14 protein-coding genes and 1 tRNA gene are annotated in these 16,463 nt (G+C 66.5%); 11 read left to right on the forward strand and 4 right to left on the reverse strand.

Annotation, left to right across the window (positions count from 1 at the left end):
- Window positions 1-14: 14 nt before the first annotated feature.
- Window positions 15-353 (forward strand): integration host factor subunit alpha, encoded by a 339-nt coding sequence (locus CAL22_RS08480; protein WP_094812191.1) that lies wholly within the window; start codon window positions 15-17, stop codon window positions 351-353.
- Between the two features lie 57 nt (window positions 354-410).
- On the forward strand, window positions 411-809 hold the full coding sequence (locus CAL22_RS08485; protein ID WP_094812193.1) for a MerR family transcriptional regulator: 399 nt from the start codon (window positions 411-413) through the stop codon (window positions 807-809).
- A gap of 65 nt (window positions 810-874) precedes the next feature.
- Here the strand turns inward: CAL22_RS08485 and CAL22_RS21415 are convergent, their stop codons facing one another.
- Both CAL22_RS21415 and CAL22_RS08490 read right to left on the reverse strand, forming a co-directional pair.
- Window positions 875-1,000 carry a hypothetical protein gene (locus CAL22_RS21415; RefSeq protein WP_279628537.1) on the reverse strand — a complete coding sequence of 42 codons (126 nt, stop codon included), beginning with the start codon at window positions 998-1,000 and terminating at the stop codon, window positions 875-877.
- Window positions 997-2,106: a D-alanyl-lipoteichoic acid biosynthesis protein DltD gene (locus CAL22_RS08490; protein WP_094812195.1), complete on the reverse strand. Its 1,110-nt coding sequence runs from the start codon at window positions 2,104-2,106 to the stop codon at window positions 997-999. Before CAL22_RS08490 ends, CAL22_RS21415 begins: the two co-directional genes overlap by 4 nt.
- 332 nt (window positions 2,107-2,438) lie before the next feature.
- Between CAL22_RS08490 and CAL22_RS08495 the strand changes: the two genes are divergently transcribed.
- Both CAL22_RS08495 and CAL22_RS08500 read left to right on the forward strand, forming a co-directional pair.
- Window positions 2,439-2,515, forward strand: a tRNA-Pro gene (locus CAL22_RS08495).
- Window positions 2,516-2,714: 199 nt separating this feature from the next.
- Window positions 2,715-2,969 carry a DUF1488 family protein gene (locus tag CAL22_RS08500; protein WP_094812197.1) on the forward strand — a complete coding sequence of 85 codons (255 nt, stop codon included), beginning with the start codon at window positions 2,715-2,717 and terminating at the stop codon, window positions 2,967-2,969.
- A gap of 130 nt (window positions 2,970-3,099) precedes the next feature.
- On the opposite strand, the gene CAL22_RS08505 is transcribed toward CAL22_RS08500, so the two are convergent.
- Window positions 3,100-7,536 (reverse strand): autotransporter outer membrane beta-barrel domain-containing protein, encoded by a 4,437-nt coding sequence (locus tag CAL22_RS08505; RefSeq protein ID WP_094812199.1) that lies wholly within the window; start codon window positions 7,534-7,536, stop codon window positions 3,100-3,102.
- Window positions 7,537-8,004: 468 nt separating this feature from the next.
- On the opposite strand from CAL22_RS08505, the gene CAL22_RS08510 reads away from it, so the two are divergent.
- The 7 genes from CAL22_RS08510 (at window position 8,005) to CAL22_RS08540 (ending at window position 14,289) form a co-directional block, all read left to right on the forward strand.
- A complete protein-coding gene (locus tag CAL22_RS08510) occupies window positions 8,005-8,637 on the forward strand; it encodes a GntR family transcriptional regulator (RefSeq protein ID WP_094813533.1) in 633 nt (210 codons plus the stop codon).
- A gap of 27 nt (window positions 8,638-8,664) precedes the next feature.
- Window positions 8,665-9,654, forward strand: a complete 990-nt coding sequence (locus CAL22_RS08515) for a tripartite tricarboxylate transporter substrate binding protein (RefSeq protein WP_094812201.1) — start codon at window positions 8,665-8,667, stop codon at window positions 9,652-9,654.
- A 27-nt stretch (window positions 9,655-9,681) separates the two neighbouring features.
- The gene (locus tag CAL22_RS08520; protein ID WP_094812203.1) at window positions 9,682-10,686 is read left to right on the forward strand and encodes a Bug family tripartite tricarboxylate transporter substrate binding protein; all 1,005 of its coding nucleotides are present in this window, start codon (window positions 9,682-9,684) and stop codon (window positions 10,684-10,686) included.
- Window positions 10,687-10,718: 32 nt separating this feature from the next.
- Entirely contained in the window at window positions 10,719-11,780 is a 1,062-nt protein-coding gene (locus CAL22_RS08525) for an isocitrate/isopropylmalate dehydrogenase family protein (protein WP_094812205.1), read from the forward strand.
- A 2-nt stretch (window positions 11,781-11,782) separates the two neighbouring features.
- Window positions 11,783-12,652: an amidohydrolase family protein gene (locus CAL22_RS08530; RefSeq protein WP_244193818.1), complete on the forward strand. Its 870-nt coding sequence runs from the start codon at window positions 11,783-11,785 to the stop codon at window positions 12,650-12,652.
- Window positions 12,653-12,990: 338 nt separating this feature from the next.
- Complete coding sequence (locus tag CAL22_RS08535) at window positions 12,991-13,200, forward strand: cold-shock protein (RefSeq protein WP_094812207.1); 210 nt, start codon at window positions 12,991-12,993, stop codon at window positions 13,198-13,200.
- Between the two features lie 258 nt (window positions 13,201-13,458).
- Window positions 13,459-14,289, forward strand: coding sequence for a DNA/RNA non-specific endonuclease (locus tag CAL22_RS08540; protein ID WP_167383580.1), 831 nt, complete (start codon window positions 13,459-13,461; stop codon window positions 14,287-14,289).
- Between the two features lie 22 nt (window positions 14,290-14,311).
- On the opposite strand, the gene CAL22_RS08545 is transcribed toward CAL22_RS08540, so the two are convergent.
- Window positions 14,312-16,273 carry a BCCT family transporter gene (locus tag CAL22_RS08545; protein WP_094812209.1) on the reverse strand — a complete coding sequence of 654 codons (1,962 nt, stop codon included), beginning with the start codon at window positions 16,271-16,273 and terminating at the stop codon, window positions 14,312-14,314.
- Window positions 16,274-16,463: the final 190 nt, after the last annotated feature.

The raw sequence follows: 16,463 nt of genomic DNA on the forward strand, positions 1-16,463 counted from the left end.
TGGGAAACGCCGCTATGCTTGCCGAGCCGCGCACGCTCACCAAGGCCGAGCTGGCCGAACTGCTCTTTGAGCGGGTCGGCCTGAATAAGCGCGAGGCCAAGGACATCGTGGATACCTTCTTCGAAGAGATCCGCGAAGCGTTGGCGCGTGGCGACGCGGTCAAATTGTCGGGGTTCGGCAATTTCCAGGTCCGCGACAAGCCGCCGCGTCCGGGGCGCAACCCCAAGACCGGCGAGACGATTCCGATTGCCGCCCGGCGCGTGGTGACTTTTCATGCCAGCCAGAAATTGAAAAGCATCGTAGAGCAAAGCGGCGGCCCGTTGGATGGCTCTGACGACGACCCGGCAGAGTGATACGCTTTGTCGGTAATTGTTAACGGCCTTTGAAGTAACGCGACATAAAATTCACCCATGACGAAACCTGAATCCACTGTCACGCTACCGCCCATCCCAGCCAAGCGTTACTTCACCATCGGTGAAGTCAGCGATCTGTGCGGCGTCAAGCCCCACGTTCTTCGGTACTGGGAGCAGGAATTCACGCAGCTCAAGCCGGTCAAGCGCCGCGGCAACCGCCGTTATTATCAGCACCACGAGGTGCTGCTGATCCGCCGCATCCGCTCCTTGCTGTATGAGCAGGGCTTCACGATCAGTGGCGCGCGCAATCGCCTGGGCGATACCCGCGACGCGCCGCATGACAGCGCCGAAGCGGCGGTCAGGTTGTCGGCCGCCGAGCTGCAGTCTTTGCGCAACGAGCTGCATGATATTTCTGCGAGCCTGACCGAGGCCGTCAGCCAGGCCGCGGCGCACTGACCTGCGCCTGCCGCAAGCTCTGAACCCCGCGCCAGCGGGGTTTTTCTTTGCGGGCCCGCCGGCAGCTAGAACTGCTGATATTGGAATTCGACGCTCAGCGGGCGGCCCAGATTCGCGGAGGTGTCGCTCAGCAGCAGCAGCGTCAGGGCCAGGCCGAGATAGAGCAGATAGAGGCGAAGAAAGCGTTTCATTGGCTCATCACGTCGGCGATTTTTCGGCTGACGGCCAGCCAGCCCGGCTCGCCCAGATGCTGGCCGTCACGCAGCGTCCCGATGGCGTAGGGTTGAGCGCCATACATATCCATGCAGGGGATTGTGTACTGCGCGCAAAGCGCGAGGATGCGCTGGCGCACGGGTTCGAAGCGCTCCAGATCCCGATAGACCAGTGGATTGAGCGGCTGGAGCACCAGCAGGCTTTTTGCCTGCTGCCGCGCCAGCAAGGCCATGAGGCGTTCCAGGTCGGCCAGTTCGGCGGCGGGATTCATGTCTGCCGAATAGGCATCCAGGCGTGCGGGTGTGAGTTCACGCAGAAACGTGTCGAGATAATCCTGGCGCACGCCATAAGAATTGTTGGCCATGAGGGGCAGTTCGGCCTGCTGGGCCTGTGCGTGCAGGCTCGGCCAGTCAGCCGGGCCGTGTGACCAGGGCTTGGGGGGCGGCATCGGGCCCGAAGCCTGCGGCGGGCTGAACCAGTGCTGCGCGGTCTGTTCAGCCTGGCTGCGCAATTGGTAGGCGAGCTCGGCCGCGGCCGCGATCGCGACATCGGTGTTGCCGCGCCTGCGCCACCATTGCGCCAAGGCGTCCCGTGCCTGTGCCTGATCCATGAGACGCGGCATCAACGGCAGCACATGCTCCTTGAATGCGGCCCGATCCAGGCCGCGGGAGTCAAACCAACCCGGCGAGACCATGATGACGACGCGCGACGGGGGCGAGAGCTTGTCTTGCTGCGCGGCGAGCAGGAAGTACATGCCCAGCGACTGAAAATAAGCATGGCCGTAAGCCATGACAGGCGCCGCGAGCTCGCGGGCCAGGAAGTGATACGGGATGAAGCGCAGGTCGGAGCTGGTCAGTTCGGAGGAGCCCAGCAAGACGACGGCTTCACCATGCTCGAGCGCGTGGCCCAGCCTTTCCAGCGTGCCGAGTTGGGCGGGATAGTTGGAGCCAAGATTACCCACGTGGCCGGATACCAGGGCCTGGCGAGGAATGCCGCTGGCCGGCATGAAGAGGTGCAGGGCCATCACGGTGGCCGCGGCCGCCAGGATGGCCAGAATGTGCGCGCCGCCGCGCCCCATTAGCATCGCTCTCAATTCGCGCGCTCCTCATCGCTTGACCAAGATGCCCCGGCGCTGCGGGCACGGGCTCGAACCCGAAGCGGTGCGAGCGCACGAGTGTAGCAACGAAGGTGGCGGCCGCACATCCGGGCGCGTGATGAGCGCGCCTGCGGCGGTCTAAAGTCACCGCGGCGGCACTCAATAAACGGGCTTGTGCGCAAAGCCTGCGCAAAAAAGCGTAAGGCCCAGGCCGCTTTGCGTCTTCTTTGCGCAAAGCGAAAAAAATAGCCGGCACGACGAAAAAAAGTGGTGTGATCCGTGCACTCTTAATTTTTTTCTGCTATAGTTTCGTTCTCTTTCGGGGCGTAGCGCAGCCTGGTAGCGCACTTGCATGGGGTGCAAGGGGTCGCGAGTTCGAATCCCGCCGTCCCGACCAGAAAGACAAAAGGGGCTAGTGATTATTCACTAGCCCCTTTCCTATTTGCGCGCTGCGTTGCGACCGGAGTGTGGTTGTGCTGCGGATAGAGCCTTGCGGCAGACGCCTTCTATCAAGGCGCGGCTTGCCGCCAGGGCGCGCGGATCAGACCTTATCGTGATCACGCCCGCTTATTTCTGCGCGGCATTCAGGAGCTCCCATGTTTGATGAGACCGCTCGGTTCAGTCCGAATCCCAAAGGCGTGGCATTTGCCTTTGATGATGGTGACGGCGAGCCGTGCGTGGGGTGGGTGGCCGTCGATGCGCTGGCCGAGTTGATGGGCAGGGACCTCAGCCCGGATGAGGCGCTGGCTGCCTATCGAGACCATTTTTCCCGCATCCACGCGATCGTCGAGCGCAAGATCGCGCGCAGCCAGGGCAGCCGGGTGTTCGTGGAAGATTTGTTCGGCGCCTGATGCGCCGCCGCGCTGGCGGCGTGCTGTGGGCGGCGCGTGCCGCCCGCCTTCTTGGTGCCGCGCTTCAGGGGCGTTGCGCCGGAGCCAGGTTGCTAGAGGCAGCCTTGGCCCCGGCATGGCGCGCCGCGGCTCACCATTGATAACGCAGCGTGGCGCGTGTGCTGCCCGACTGATAGCGATGCCCGAACTCGCCTTGCACTTGCAATCCGACCGCCAGGCCGCTGGCCAGGCGCAATTCCGTGAAGGCCGACAGCAGGGCGGTGTCGGCCACGGGGGCGATGCCGCTGGCGGCCAGCGAGTCGTCGGGCAGGTTGCGCAGTGAGGTCTCGACCCGCGGGTTACGCGTATGCGCGTGTGCCCACGCTGCAGACGTGCGCAGGGCCAGCGATCGGCCGCCTGGCAGGGCGTAGACGCGATCCAGTGACGTGCCAAGTTCGGTGCGCAACTGAGTGACCGAGCGGCGCTCGTAGTTCAGCGCGAGTTGGCCGGGCGCCTCATATTTGGCCGATTCGTCATAGCCAGGTGTCGTGAAGCGCTGGGCCTGCACGGCGGCGTAAGGCGTGAAGCCGTAGCCATCCGGCAGGTTCAGGCGCCAGCCGCTTTCCAGTCGAGCCGTCACACCGTGCGCATCGAAATCGCTGTCATACGCCGCATTGAGCAATTGCAGCGTGCGCTTGCCTGTCATGCGATGCTGGTTGTATGACACCGCGGCAGAGGCATACGCCGGGCCGAATTCCTGTCTGGCAAAGGCGCCCAGTTGCAGCAGGTTGTCGTGGCCGCGATAGGTGTCGCCCGCATCGAAGCGCGATACGCCCACGCCCACGGCAACCCCCACCGTCGTGTGGGCCGCGACACGCCGGTCCATGCCGATGGCCAGACCAAAGCCGCGCGTATCCAGGCTTGCTTCGGATTGTTTGCGGTCCAGGCCCATGCTGCTGGTGTCGCCATAGATTTGCGCCCAGACGCCGTTATCCGGTTCGCCCTGTCCGGCGGACTCGGTCGCGCCGCGCAAGGCGTTCTGCCTTTGCAGCAGGGCGCGGCTGAACGCCGTATCCAGGCGCATGCCGGCAAGGGCGGCCGAGGACGCCGCCGCTCCGCTGACATTCCAATAGGCTTGGTTCAGACGTTCGACGGTGGGCACTTCCACCAGTTTTTCGACCGGGCGCTCGAAGTGAGTCAGCCCCCGGCTTTGCGCCAGGCCGATGAGTGCGCCAAGGCGCGCGCCGTCGCTATTGAGGCCTTGCGGGCTGAAGTCCGCCGAGGAACTCAGCTTCAGTGTGCTGCCCTCCTGGCGTAGTCCGAACGTCATGATGGCGGTATTGCCCAGCGTCAGGCCAGACACATCGACCGGACCGCTGGCACGCAGGAAGTCGCCCAGATCGGTCGTGCCAGGCTTGATTTGACCGGCATTGAGGAAGGAGGCCTGCAGCTTGCCGGCCAACTGGGCCGCGCCGCTGACTTCGAAGGTGTCCACCGTGGCGCCGGCGTGATCCACGCGCAACTCGAGGATGCCCGAGGATTCCTGGCGCAGATCGCCCGAGATGCGCGTCACGCCCTGGGCCGCGCCGCTTTTGAGGACCCCTTCGTTGCGCAGCAGGCCGCCGCCCAGGTCGATCGCACTGCCGGCCACGATCACGCCGCCGGCCAGATTGTGCAGCAGGTTGCTGGCGCCCTGAGCAAGCTGGACATTGCCTTGCAGCGTCCCGGCGTTGCTGACGGTGGTGTCGCCGCTCAGCGTGCGCACGGCCAGGCCTTCCGCACCGTCGATGTTGGCGAGATTGCCCCGGTTGTTGAGCTGGTTGGTGGGGCCTTCGAAGTCCACCGCGCTGCCTCCCGAGCCGCCTATCAGCGTCGAGCCCCGGCCGACGTCGACGATGGGGTCGGTCGACGACATGGTCTTGATGGCCGAGGCCCCGGCGCCGGTCGCTGAAATGGTCACCTTGTCGGCGACCACGACATGGACCAGCCCGCTGCTGCCGGATGTGCCGCCCAGGAACTGGGTCGTCGTGCCGTTGAGGACCAGACCGCCGCCGCCACGCACCGATTGCGCCACCACGCCGTGCGCACCCGCGCCCGTGGTGGTGATGGGAGCGTTGACGTTGACCGTGACGGCCGCGGCGTTGCCGCTGCCCGATTCCAGGTGCGCGGTCACCGCGCCACCGGTGGAGATGACCGCGCCGCCTCCGCCGCCGACGGACTGCGCCAGAATGCCGTAGGCGTTGATGCCGCGGGTCGTGATGGCGCCGTTGCTGGTGACGGTGACCGCGCCGGCATTCGCGCCGCTTGGCCCTCCGCCCAGCGTGGCGCTGCCCGTGGCGTAAGCCAGGCCGCCGCCGCCGCCGATGCTTTGCGCGACGATTCCCAGGGATCCTGCGCCGGTGGTGCTCACGGCGGCCGAGCTGGTGACGGTCACGTCGCTGGCTGCCACGCCCAGGCTGTGGCCCGAGGACACCGCGCCCAGGTCCACATTGCTGGCCTGGGTCAGGCTCACGCCGCCGCCGCCGCCCACCGATTGAGCCACCACTGCGGGCGAGAGGGCCGCCGTCGTCGCGACGCTGCCGCTCAAGGCCACTGTCACGGTACCGCCCGTGCCGGCCACGCCGGCACGGCCGCCCAGATTGACCCCGCCGCTGAAGGGATTGCTGCCGGCCGTGGCCGCCACGGTCGTGCCGCCGCCCAGGCTCTGCGCCAGCAGGCCGATAGACTGCATGCCGAAGGTGGCGATGTCCTGATCGCTGCTGACGCTGACGGCGCCGCCGTTGCCGCCGGTGCCGCCGCTGCCGCCCAGCGAGGCGCTGTTGAGCACGCCCACTCCGCTGCCCGCGCTGGCGAAGGCGCTCACGCCGCCGCCGCCGCCCACCGATTGGGCGAACAGCGCGGTGGACTGCGTGCCGAACGTGCTGATGCTGCTGGCCACGCTCACGGTGACCGCGCCGCCTGCGCCGCCGCCGCCGCCCGTGCCGCCCAGGCCGGCCGAGACGGCCACGCCACTGGCGGCGGAGGCGCTACTGCCGGCGCTGCCGTTCGAGGCGCTGTTGTCCTCGGTCGAAGAAGTGTTGCCGGCCGACGCGGCCGTGTTGACCGCGCCGCCGGATCCGCCGCCGCCTCCCACCGATTGGGCAAAGATGCCGGCGGAGTTGTCGGCATAGGTCAGCAGGGCGCCCGTGGCGTTGACCGTCACCATGCCGCCCGCTCCGGCACCCGCGCCGATGCCGCCCAAAGACAGCGCCACGCTGGCTTTACCGGCGTCGGCATTGCTGCTGCTGGCGCCGCCATTGCCACCGCCGCCGCCCACGGATTGGGCAAAGATGGCCGGTGATTGGGCGCCGACCGCCACGGCGCTGCCAGTGACGATGGTGCCCTGATGGGTGACCGTCACCGCCGCGCCGGCGCTGCCGGCACCGCCCGCGCCGCCCAGTGACAGGCCGGCCGCGTAGCCGCCGTCAGATCCGTCCCCCGACCCTTTGGGCTGGGAGGTGCTGCCGGCGGCTGGCACCGTTCCGGCGGTGGCGGCGTTGCTGTCGCCGGTAGGCGCCGATGCCGTGGATTGGGTGCCGGTCGAGGCGCTGGTCTTGCCGTCGCCTTTGGCGGCGGCTGCCGCCGACGCGGCGCTGGAGGCGGCGCCGCCATTGCCGCCGCCGCCACCGACCGATTGCGCGAAGATGCCCGCCGAGTTCGCGCCCAGCGTACCGATGTCACCGGTATTGAGGACCGCCACGGCGCCCGCGGCGCCGCCGCCTGCGCCCGATCCGCCCAGGCCGAAGGAGGCCGCGGCCTTGCCGCCGCTGGACGAGGTGCTGACCGCTGAGCCGCCATTGCCGCCGCCGCCGCCCACGGACTGCGCGAAGATGCCATGGGATTGCGTCCCGCTGGTGCGGATGGTGCCGCTGTTGGAGACGGCGACCATGCCCGCGTTGCCTCCCGGCCCTCCCGAGCCGCCGAGACTGAGCGAGGCCGAGGCGTTGCCGCCGCTGGCGTCGGTGCTGCTGGCGCCGCCGTTGCCGCCGCCGCCGCCGACGGACTGGGCGAAAATGCCATTGGACAAGTTGCCTTGGGTGGTGATGGCGGCCGAGCTGCTCACGCCCACCAGGCCGCCGCTGCCGCCTGCGCTGCCCGCGCCGCCGATGGCCAGGGCCGCTCCGGCGCCGTTATCGGCTTGTTGTTCGTCCTGCGCGGACCCCGCGCCATCGCTGGGGGTGAGCTTTTTAGCGATGGATAGCGTGACCTTGCCCACGGTCTTGCCGACCAGGCCGGTGTAGGCGGCCGCCGCCGCATCCTGCACGGCGCCGTCAGCGCCGGCCGATTTGCTCGAGGCTGACCCCCCGTTGCCACCGGCCCCAACCGTGCCGCCGGAACAGCCTGCGGCGACAATGGTGCCATTGAAACTGCCGCCGGCGGGGTTGAACACCACCGTGCGGGTCACGCTGGGTGCGGTCAGCGCGTCGGTGCCCGGCACCGGGCCGCTGGCGCAGGAATGGTTTCCCGTGGCATCCAGACCGGCCAGGCCGTCGGCGCCGAACAGAAAGGTCGTGCTGGGACTTTGAAAGTAGTTCGGACCTGTGGTCACCAGGCCGTCGGCCTGGGCAGCATTCAGGAAAAGGGAGCCGCCCGCCAGCAGTGAGAGCGCCAGACCCCCGGGCGCTTGCGGTCGCGCTCCGTGGTGTTGCCGGGCGCCTGCGCGGCGGGGACGGAAAGGAGCGTGAACGGCATGCTGCGAGGTCCAGGGGTGGGCGGACGGCGGTGGGACGCGGGCCGCCCGGCGGCTGGGGACATCCTGCTTCGACAGTCCTGTCCGCTCCCGCGCCAGACGTGGCGGGGTCACGGAGCGGACAGAATATTACATAGTATTAATGAATGTAAACGTGCGGATCGCAGAGCGATGGGCTGGGGCCGCGCGGTCGGATCCGGGAGGGCCGCAAGCGGGGTTAGCGTCTTGCGGCAGCCGGATATCCGCCGTGTCGCCGGGCCAGCGGCGGCAGGACGTTTGCGCCCTTCTTTTTTGTATGCAAAAATATACAAAACAAGCGAGATCACCGTGCCTATTCCCACGCGCAATTCCCAAGCCTTCGCGGCCTATACCGAGATCAAGCGGCGCATCCTTGGCGGGATGTTCACGCCCGCCGACCGGCTGCGCGAAGTCGAGGTCGCCGATCTGCTGGCGATGGGCCGCACGCCCGTGCGTGAAGCGCTCAAGCGCATCCAGGATGAGGGCCTCATCACCCATGAGCCCGGACGGGGCCTGGTGGTGACCACCATGGATCAGCAGGAGGTGGGTGAGCTGTATTCCATGCGCGAGGTGCTGGAGGGCGCGGCAGCCGCCTTCGCCGCGCGTCACGCCACCGATGCGGAGATCGCCAACATGCAAGCCTTGCTCGATGAGGGCGACCACGGCGATCCCGTCACACAGAATCTGCGTTTTCATCAAGCCATCTACAGCGCCGCGCACAACCGCTATTTGCTGCGATCGCTGCAATCCTTGACGGAGACCACCTATTTGCTCGGACGCAGCACGCTGAGTTCGCCGCAGCGGGCCGAGCGCTCGCATCAGGAGCACCAGGCCATCGTAGATGCCATCCGTGCCCGCGACGTGCAAGGCGCGCAAGACGCGGCCCGACACCATATTCACCAGGCCCTGCTGGAACGCCTAAAGATGCTGCGCCAGGGCTGAGCGCGGCCATCGATCGGAGACAAGTCGATGAAGCAGTTCAACCTATCCCCCCGGCGGCTGCTGGCGGGGCTGGCCCTCGTATTGCCCGCGTTCGGCGCGGCCGCAGCGGACGCCGTCGCCAGCTATCCCGACCGCCCCATTACGCTGGTCGTGCCTTTTGCGGCCGGCGGCGGCACCGATAGCATCGCGCGCGATATGGCGCGCACGCTGGCCGACAAACTGGGCCAGCCCGTGGTCGTGGAGAACCGGGGCGGCGGCGGAGGCTCGATCGGCGCCTCGCTGGTGGCCAACGCGCGCCCTGATGGCTACACCTTGCTGTTCGCCACGTCGACCTTCGTGACGAATGCGGCGGCCGGCATCAGCACCAACTATGACGTGCTCAAGTCCTTCGCGCCCATCGCGATGCTGGGCCGCGGCCCGCTGTTCGTGGTCACGGCCAAGGACCTGAACCTGAAGTCCATCGCCGACTTGCGCGCGCTGGCCGCCAAACCGGAGGCGGAGCTGAACTTCTGCTCGGCGGGTAACGGCAGCATCAATCATCTGGCCGGCGAACTGTTCAAGCAGAAGACCCAGGCGGCCATGACGCATGTGCCCTATAAGGGCAGCGGCCCGGCGACGGTCGACCTGCTGGCCGGACGCGTGCAGGTGTTTTTCGCCACGGTGCCCACCATTCTTTCCCAGGTGCGGGATCAGCGCGTCGATCTGCTGGCGGTCACGGGCAAAACGCGTTCGCCGCTCTTTCCGGACACTCCGACGGTGGCCGAAGCCGGCGTCGCGGACTTCGACATCACGACGTGGTGGGGAGTGCTGGCGCCGGCCGGCACGCCAGCCGGGATCATCGCCAAACTCAATCAGTCGATCAATGATGCCGCCGCCGACAAACTGCTTGCCGAACGCTTGAGCCACGAGGGTGCGCAAGCCATACGCGGCACGCCGGAGGAATTCGCAGAGGCGCTCGCCGCGGAACTGCAGATGTGGCAGGGCGTGGTGAAGCAATCGGGCATGGCGCTGGACTGACACAGACACGAACAACGAGGAGACAGCATGCATCATCATCAACATCCGGCCAGCCCCATCCGCCGACGCCTGTTGCAGGGCGCCGCCGGCGGCCTGGTCTGGGCGGTGGCCGGCGCGGCCCGTGCCGCCGAGACTTACCCGTCCCGCCCGGTCACGATCATCGTGCCGTATGCGCCGGGCGGGCAGGGCGACGTCTTTGCCCGCTTGCTGGCCGAGCGCCTGGGCACGGAGCTCAAGCAGACTTTTATCGTCGAGAACCGGCCTGGCGCCTCGGGGGCGGTGGGTTCACGCCTTGTGCTGCGTGCGCCCGCCGACGGCTACACGCTGCTGCTGGGCCAGACCGGTGAGATGGCCGTCAACCCCTACGCCATGAAGTCCCTGGGCTATGATCCGCTGCGCGAGTTCGCCCCGGTGATTCTGGTCGGCGATTCGCCCCTGGTGCTGGCCGTGCCCGAGAACTCACCCTATGCCGATCTGGGCGCGTTGATTGCCGCCGCGCGCGCCAAGCCCGATACCGTGGCCTATGCTTCCTCCGGCACCGCCACGCCGGGGCATCTGGCCGCTGCGGCGCTGGCGCTGGGCACCCAGACGCAGATGATCCATGCTCCCTATAAAGGCGCGGGGCAGGCCATGGCGGACTTGCTGGGCGGCCATGTCGGCTTTTTCTTCTCCAGTGCGTCGGCCGCCATGCCGCATATCAACAGCGGCCGCCTGCGCGCGCTGGCGGTATCCTCGCGGCAGCGTCTGGCGGTGCTGCCCGCCGTGCCCACCATCAGCGAAACCCTCGTGCCGGACTTTCAGTTCAGTCTCTGGGGCGGCTTGTTCGCGCCGGCCCAGACTCCGGCCACGGTGGTCGCGCAGTTGAATGCGCGGCTCAACGCCATTTTGGCCGAGCCGGCCATCAAGTCGCGCCTCGAAGGCGATGGCGCGGCGGTGCGCGCCAACAGCCCCGAGGAATTCACGGCCTTCGTGCGCAGCGAAGCCGCCAAATATCAAAACCTGGTGCAAGCCACCGGGGTTCAGGTCGATTAAGCCCGGCCGTTACTCAGACAGGAAAACTCTCCATGAAAATCGTTGTACTCCCCGGCGATGGCATCGGTCCCGAAACCATGGCGGTGGCCGTCGACGTGCTCGAGGCCGCGTCGCGCCGTTTCGGCCTGGGCCTGCAATTCGAGCATGAGCTTGCCGGGCATGAAAGCCTCAAGCGGCATGGCGCCACTGTCACGCCGGCCTTGCTGGAGAAGGTCAAGGCGGCCGATGGCCTGATGCTCGGGCCCATGGCCACCTATGATTTCAAGGATGAGGCGCGCGGCGAGATCAATCCCTCGATGTACTTCCGCAAGAATCTCGATCTGCATGCCAATATCCGCCCGGCCCGCACTTACCCGGGGATGCCGGCGCGTCTGGGCGAGTTCGATCTGGTGGTCGTGCGTGAAAATACGGAAGGCTTCTACGCCGACCGCAACGTGGCCTCCGGCGGCAGCGAAATGCTGATTACGCCGGATGTGGTGGTCTCCTTGCGCCGGATCACGCGCCAGTGCTGCGAACGCATCGCGCGCACCGCTTTCGAACTGGCCATGACGCGCAACAAGCATGTCACCCTGGTTCACAAGGCCAACGTGCTCAAGCTGGGCGACGGCATGTTCCTCGACATGTGCCGCCAGGTGGCCCAGGAGTTTCCGCAAGTACGGGTCGACGATGTGATCGTCGACGCCATGATGGCGCATGTGGTGCGCGCGCCGCAGCGCTACGACGTCATCGTCACGACCAATATGTTCGGCGACATCCTTTCCGATCTGACGGCCGAGCTGTCGGGCAGCCTCGGGCTGGGCGGTTCGCTGAACGCGGGCCGTGACTACGCCATGGGCCAGGCCGCGCACGGCTCCGCGCCGGATATCGCCGGGCAGAACATCGCCAACCCCATCTCGTTGATACTGTCTGGCGCCATGCTCTTGAACTGGCATGGTCAGAAGACCGGCAATCCGGTCTACACCCAGGCCGCGTCTGCCATCGAGGCCACCATCGCCAAGACGATTCTGGCGCAGGAATGCACCCGCGATGTCGGCGGCAAGCTGGGCACGCGCGAGGCGGGCGCCGCTTTTGTCACCCGTTTGCTGGAGGGCTGAGCATGGATGCGGCACTGCCTTCCCATGCCTGCGATTGCCATGTGCACGTGGTGGGGCAGCCCGCCGACTATCCCATGCTGCCGGACCGGCACTACACCCCGGGACCGGCTTCCGTCGCGGCCCTGCGCAGCCACCTGCAGCGCCTGGGCCTGGCCCGCGCCGTGATCGTTCAGCCCAGTATCTATGGCGATGACAATCGCCTGCTGGTCGACAGCCTGCTGGCTTTGCAGGGTGCGGCGCGCGGCGTGGCGGTGGTTGGCGACGATGTCTCCGATGAGCAACTCGCGCGCCTGCACGAGGCAGGCGTGCGCGGCTTGCGCGTCAATCTGGAAAGCACGGGGGCCAGTGACGCGGCCACGGTCAGCCGGGCCTTGTCGGCCTGGTCCGCCAGGCTGGCGGGCCAAGGCTGGCACATCCAGGTCTACGCCTCACTGGAGGCCATCGCCGCTGCCGCGCCGGCGCTGGCCCGTCTGGCCGTTCCCGTGGTGCTGGATCACTTTGCCATGATTCCGGCGCACTTGCCGCTGCAAGATCGCCGCGTGCAGCAGGTGCTGGACCTGGTGGGGCAGGGCAAGGCCTATATCAAACTGTCGGGCGCCTATCGTGTCGCCGCGGATCCCGATGACCCCGCCCAGGCCGCCAATGTGGCTGCCCTGGCGCATGCCATCGTGGCGCGCAATGCGGAGCGCGCGCTGTGGGCCAGCGACTGGCCGCACACGAATCGCGAGCCGGGCAAACGGGCGACGCAGGTCAGTGCTTATCGCGACGTGCCGCCCGCGCGCCTGGTCAGGGAGATCGGGGACTGGCTGGCCGATCCCGGCCTGCGCCGGCAGGTATTGGCGCTCAATCCTGCACGCCTGTACGGTTTTTAGCCGGCGGCGGCGCCTTGGCCGGAAGCCCTTTGCCATCGTGACACCAGGGATTCAGCGCCATGCATTGATACGGCGTTGGATTTTTGCATTTGAAATGCCCGTGGTTTTCAGGCGGACGCGCCGTGTTTTCATGATTCATCGGCAGGCCGGCGCGGCCGTACAGCAACGCCTGCCCGTTGCACGGCGCGCGGAATCCGTACGTCCCTGTTTGATAATGTTACCCAGGCATGGCTGCGCCACAGCAGAATGCCGACTATTTGGTAACACCGCTATCTTTATGCCCGGCGACAGTCCACAGTGGGTGCGAGGGAATATCTCTCTCGCAACTAGGAAATACATTGAAAACTGAAACTGGTGTAGTGAAGTGGTTTAACAGCGAAAAGGGCTTTGGTTTCATCATGCCGGAGTCTGGCGGCAAAGACCTCTTCGCCCATTTCTCGGAAATCGTTGGCAGCGGCTACAAGTCGCTCGAAGAAAATCAACGCGTCACCTTCGTTGAAGGCATGGGTCCCAAAGGGCCTTGCGCCACGAAAATCGAAGTGATCTAAGCGATCGAATTCGGCAGCTGTCGTGCCGATTGCAGGGCTGACCTTGAGTCGTATCGGGTCAGCCCTTTTCTATTTTGACGCCGGCAAGTTATTCGGCCGCGCTCGCGGCCCGGTGCGCGGTGGCGGGTCATCTACAATCGCTGCCCTGAAACTGCCCCTGATTGGGCGGCAGGATAATCTTGAAACCGCATGACGCGCACCAGACGAACCGTTTCCAAATCCAGGCGCCGCCCGGCAGCCTCTCGTTCCAACCATCGGATGGGACGTTTTTTCCGAGCCCTGATCGTTTCATCGGTCGCCACTTTCGGCGCAGTGACCTATGCATTGGGCCCCAAGTTTTCCTTGCTGCCGGCGGATATTCTGGCCCGGCTTGGCTGGCCCCCGCAGACCGAGGTCGCGCCCGCGGCGCTGCCCTCCGGCGATATGCTGCAGACGCGCTTTGCGGACTGCCCGGAGTTTTTCCCGCCAGGGCAGATGCCGGCGGTGCCGGCCAGTCCCAAGTTGCGTGAACTCTGTTTCTCGTCCTTCGCCATTTTGCACGATGGCCAGACCAGAACGCCCGTGGTGGTGGCCGAGCGCCTGAATCGCAGTGCGGTGAGCCAGGCGCAGGGCATGTCACGCACCGACCGGTTCTATCCCGAAGCGCGCCTGCCCGCCGCGGAGCGCGCCGAGCTGGCGGATTATCGCGGCTCGGGGTATTCGCGCGGCCACATGGCGCCGGCTGGGGACATGGCCACCGCCGAAGGCATGGCGCAGAGCTTCTCGCTGGCCAACATGGTGCCCCAGGATCAGAAGCACAATGCCGGGCCGTGGAGCCGCATCGAGCAGGACACCCGCAAATATGCACTGCGGGCGGCCGGCGATGTGTATGTGTTCACCGGGCCGGTTTACGCCGCGCAGCCCCGGTACATCGGTGCCGGCGTCGCCGTGCCGCAGTCGCTGTTCAAAGTGGTTTATGACGCCACCACCCAGCGCGCCTGGGTCCACTGGCAGGACAACAGCTCAGCCGCCAAGGTGCAGGCCCCCATCAGCTACGCGGACTTCGTGCAACGTACCGGCATGCGCTTGCTGCCGCCGGCCGCGCACTGAAGCGGGGCGGCGGCGTCCGCCCTCAGCTCACCACGTGCAGGTAATGGCGGTGGCGTTCGTACTGATCCAGGATGTCGCCGATGACTTCGGCGCGGCTCCAGCCCATGATGTCATAGTCCTGGCCCCCTTCGCCGAGGTGGACTTCGGCACGGAAATAGCGCCGCTCTTCTTCGTCGCGGGCGTCTTCGGGCGTGAGGCTGGGACGTATCTCGGCCACGGGCATGACGGTGTAGCTGAAGTCCAGATACTGGCCGTGATGGGCCACGTGCAGGGTGACGCCGCCGTCTTCACCGTCGTCGACGCGGCAGGCATAGCCTTCCTTGGCGAGTTCTTCGGCCACGTTTTCCATGGCCGGGCGCGCCACGTCAGCGATAAAGCGCTGCACATGGGCGCGGCGCGGCATCATCACCATGTTGCGAATGCGGCGCTGCCAGGTTTCCGACTGCGGCCGGACCGCCCCGCGGCTGGTGCTGCGATAACGTAGCCGGCGCTTGGCGCTATCGAGTTTCAGCGCCTTGAGCAGGCCATAGATAGCAATCAGAATGACGACGGAAAACGGCAGCGCGCTGGCCACGGTGGCCGTTTGCAACGCCTTCAGACCGTCGGCCAGCAAGAGCGCGATGGCCAGCGCGCCCATCATGATCGACCAGAACACCCGTTGCCAGACAGGGGCGTTGTCCACGCCCGAGGCCAGCATGTCCACCACCAGCGCGCCCGTATCGGCCGAGGTGACAAAGAAGATCAGCACCATCACCACGCAGAAGAAGGACATCACCGTGGTCCAGGGGAACTGCTCGAGGAAGACGAACAGGGCCAGTGTGCTGTCGGCACGGATAGCCTGGCCGAAATCCGACATGCCCCCGGTCAGGATGTGGAAGATGGCCGAGTCGCCAAACACCGTCATCCAGAAAAAGGTGAAGCCGGTGGGCACCAGCAGCATGCCGCCGAGAAACTGCCGGATGCTGCGTCCGCGCGAAATGCGGGCGATGAATACGCCCACGAAAGGCGACCACGCGATCCACCAGCCCCAGTAGAACAGCGTCCAACCGCCGATCCAGTCCGTCTGGTCGTAGGCATACAGGTTGAAGGTGCGCGCCACGATGCCGGACAGGTACACGCCGACGTTTTCGACGAAGGCCTGCAGCAGGAACACCGTGGGACCGGTAAACAGCACGAAGAGCAGCAGCAGCACCGCCAGCACCATATTGGCTTCGGACAGGTAGCGCACGCCTTTGTCCAGGCCGCTGGCCGCCGACAGCGTGGCCAGGCCGCAGGCGATGACGATCAGCCCGATCTGCACGGGGATGCTGATGGGCACGTCGAACAGATAGTTCAGGCCCGCGTTCATCTGGGCCACGCCCAGGCCCAATGAGGTCGCCACACCCAGCACGGTGCCAATGATGGCGAAGATGTCGACGGCATTGCCGATCGGGCCGTAGATGCGGTCGCCCAGGATGGGGTAGAGCGCCGAACGCAAGGTCAGCGGCAGGCCATGCCGGAACGAAAAGTACGCCAGGATGAGCGCGACGGCGGCATAAACCGCCCAGCCATGCAGACCCCAGTGAAAGAAGGTGATGCTCAGGGCCTCGCGCGCGGCTTCGGGCGTGCCGCCCTGGCCCAGCGGCGGGTCCAGAAAGTGCATGACGGGCTCGGCCACGCCGAAGAACATCAGACCGATCCCCATGCCGGCGGCAAAGAGCATGGCGTACCAGGTGGGGTCGCGGTAGTCCGGCTGGCTGTGGTCCGGGCCCAGCTTGATGTCGCCATAACTGCTGAACGCGATCAGCACCATCGTCACCAGAATCGTGGCCACGGCCAGCATGTAGAACCAGCTGGCATTGGCGAAGATCCAGTCCTGCACCGCGCCGAACAGCCATTGCGCCCGGGCGGGAGCCAACACCGCGAACAGGGCCAAAGCGAGAATGAGGGCGCCCGAGATAAAGAAGACCGGACGATTGATCAGAATGCGGGGCTGTTGCGTCATAGGGCGCTCGGAGAGGGGCGTGGCGTCATGGGTGCTTCACTGCCGGCCGCCGCGCGTCCTGCCCGAAACCGGGGCAGCGTCGGCACGGGGCCAGGCGCGAAATGATGCCATGAACCGCGAAGGCGGGTCGATATCGCGCGCAGGGACCAGGCAGGCCGCGCGATGCGCCGGCCGGCTTGCCAGCCCTGGC

The organism is Bordetella genomosp. 12, assembly GCF_002261355.1.
Lineage (GTDB): Bacteria > Pseudomonadota > Gammaproteobacteria > Burkholderiales > Burkholderiaceae_B > Bordetella.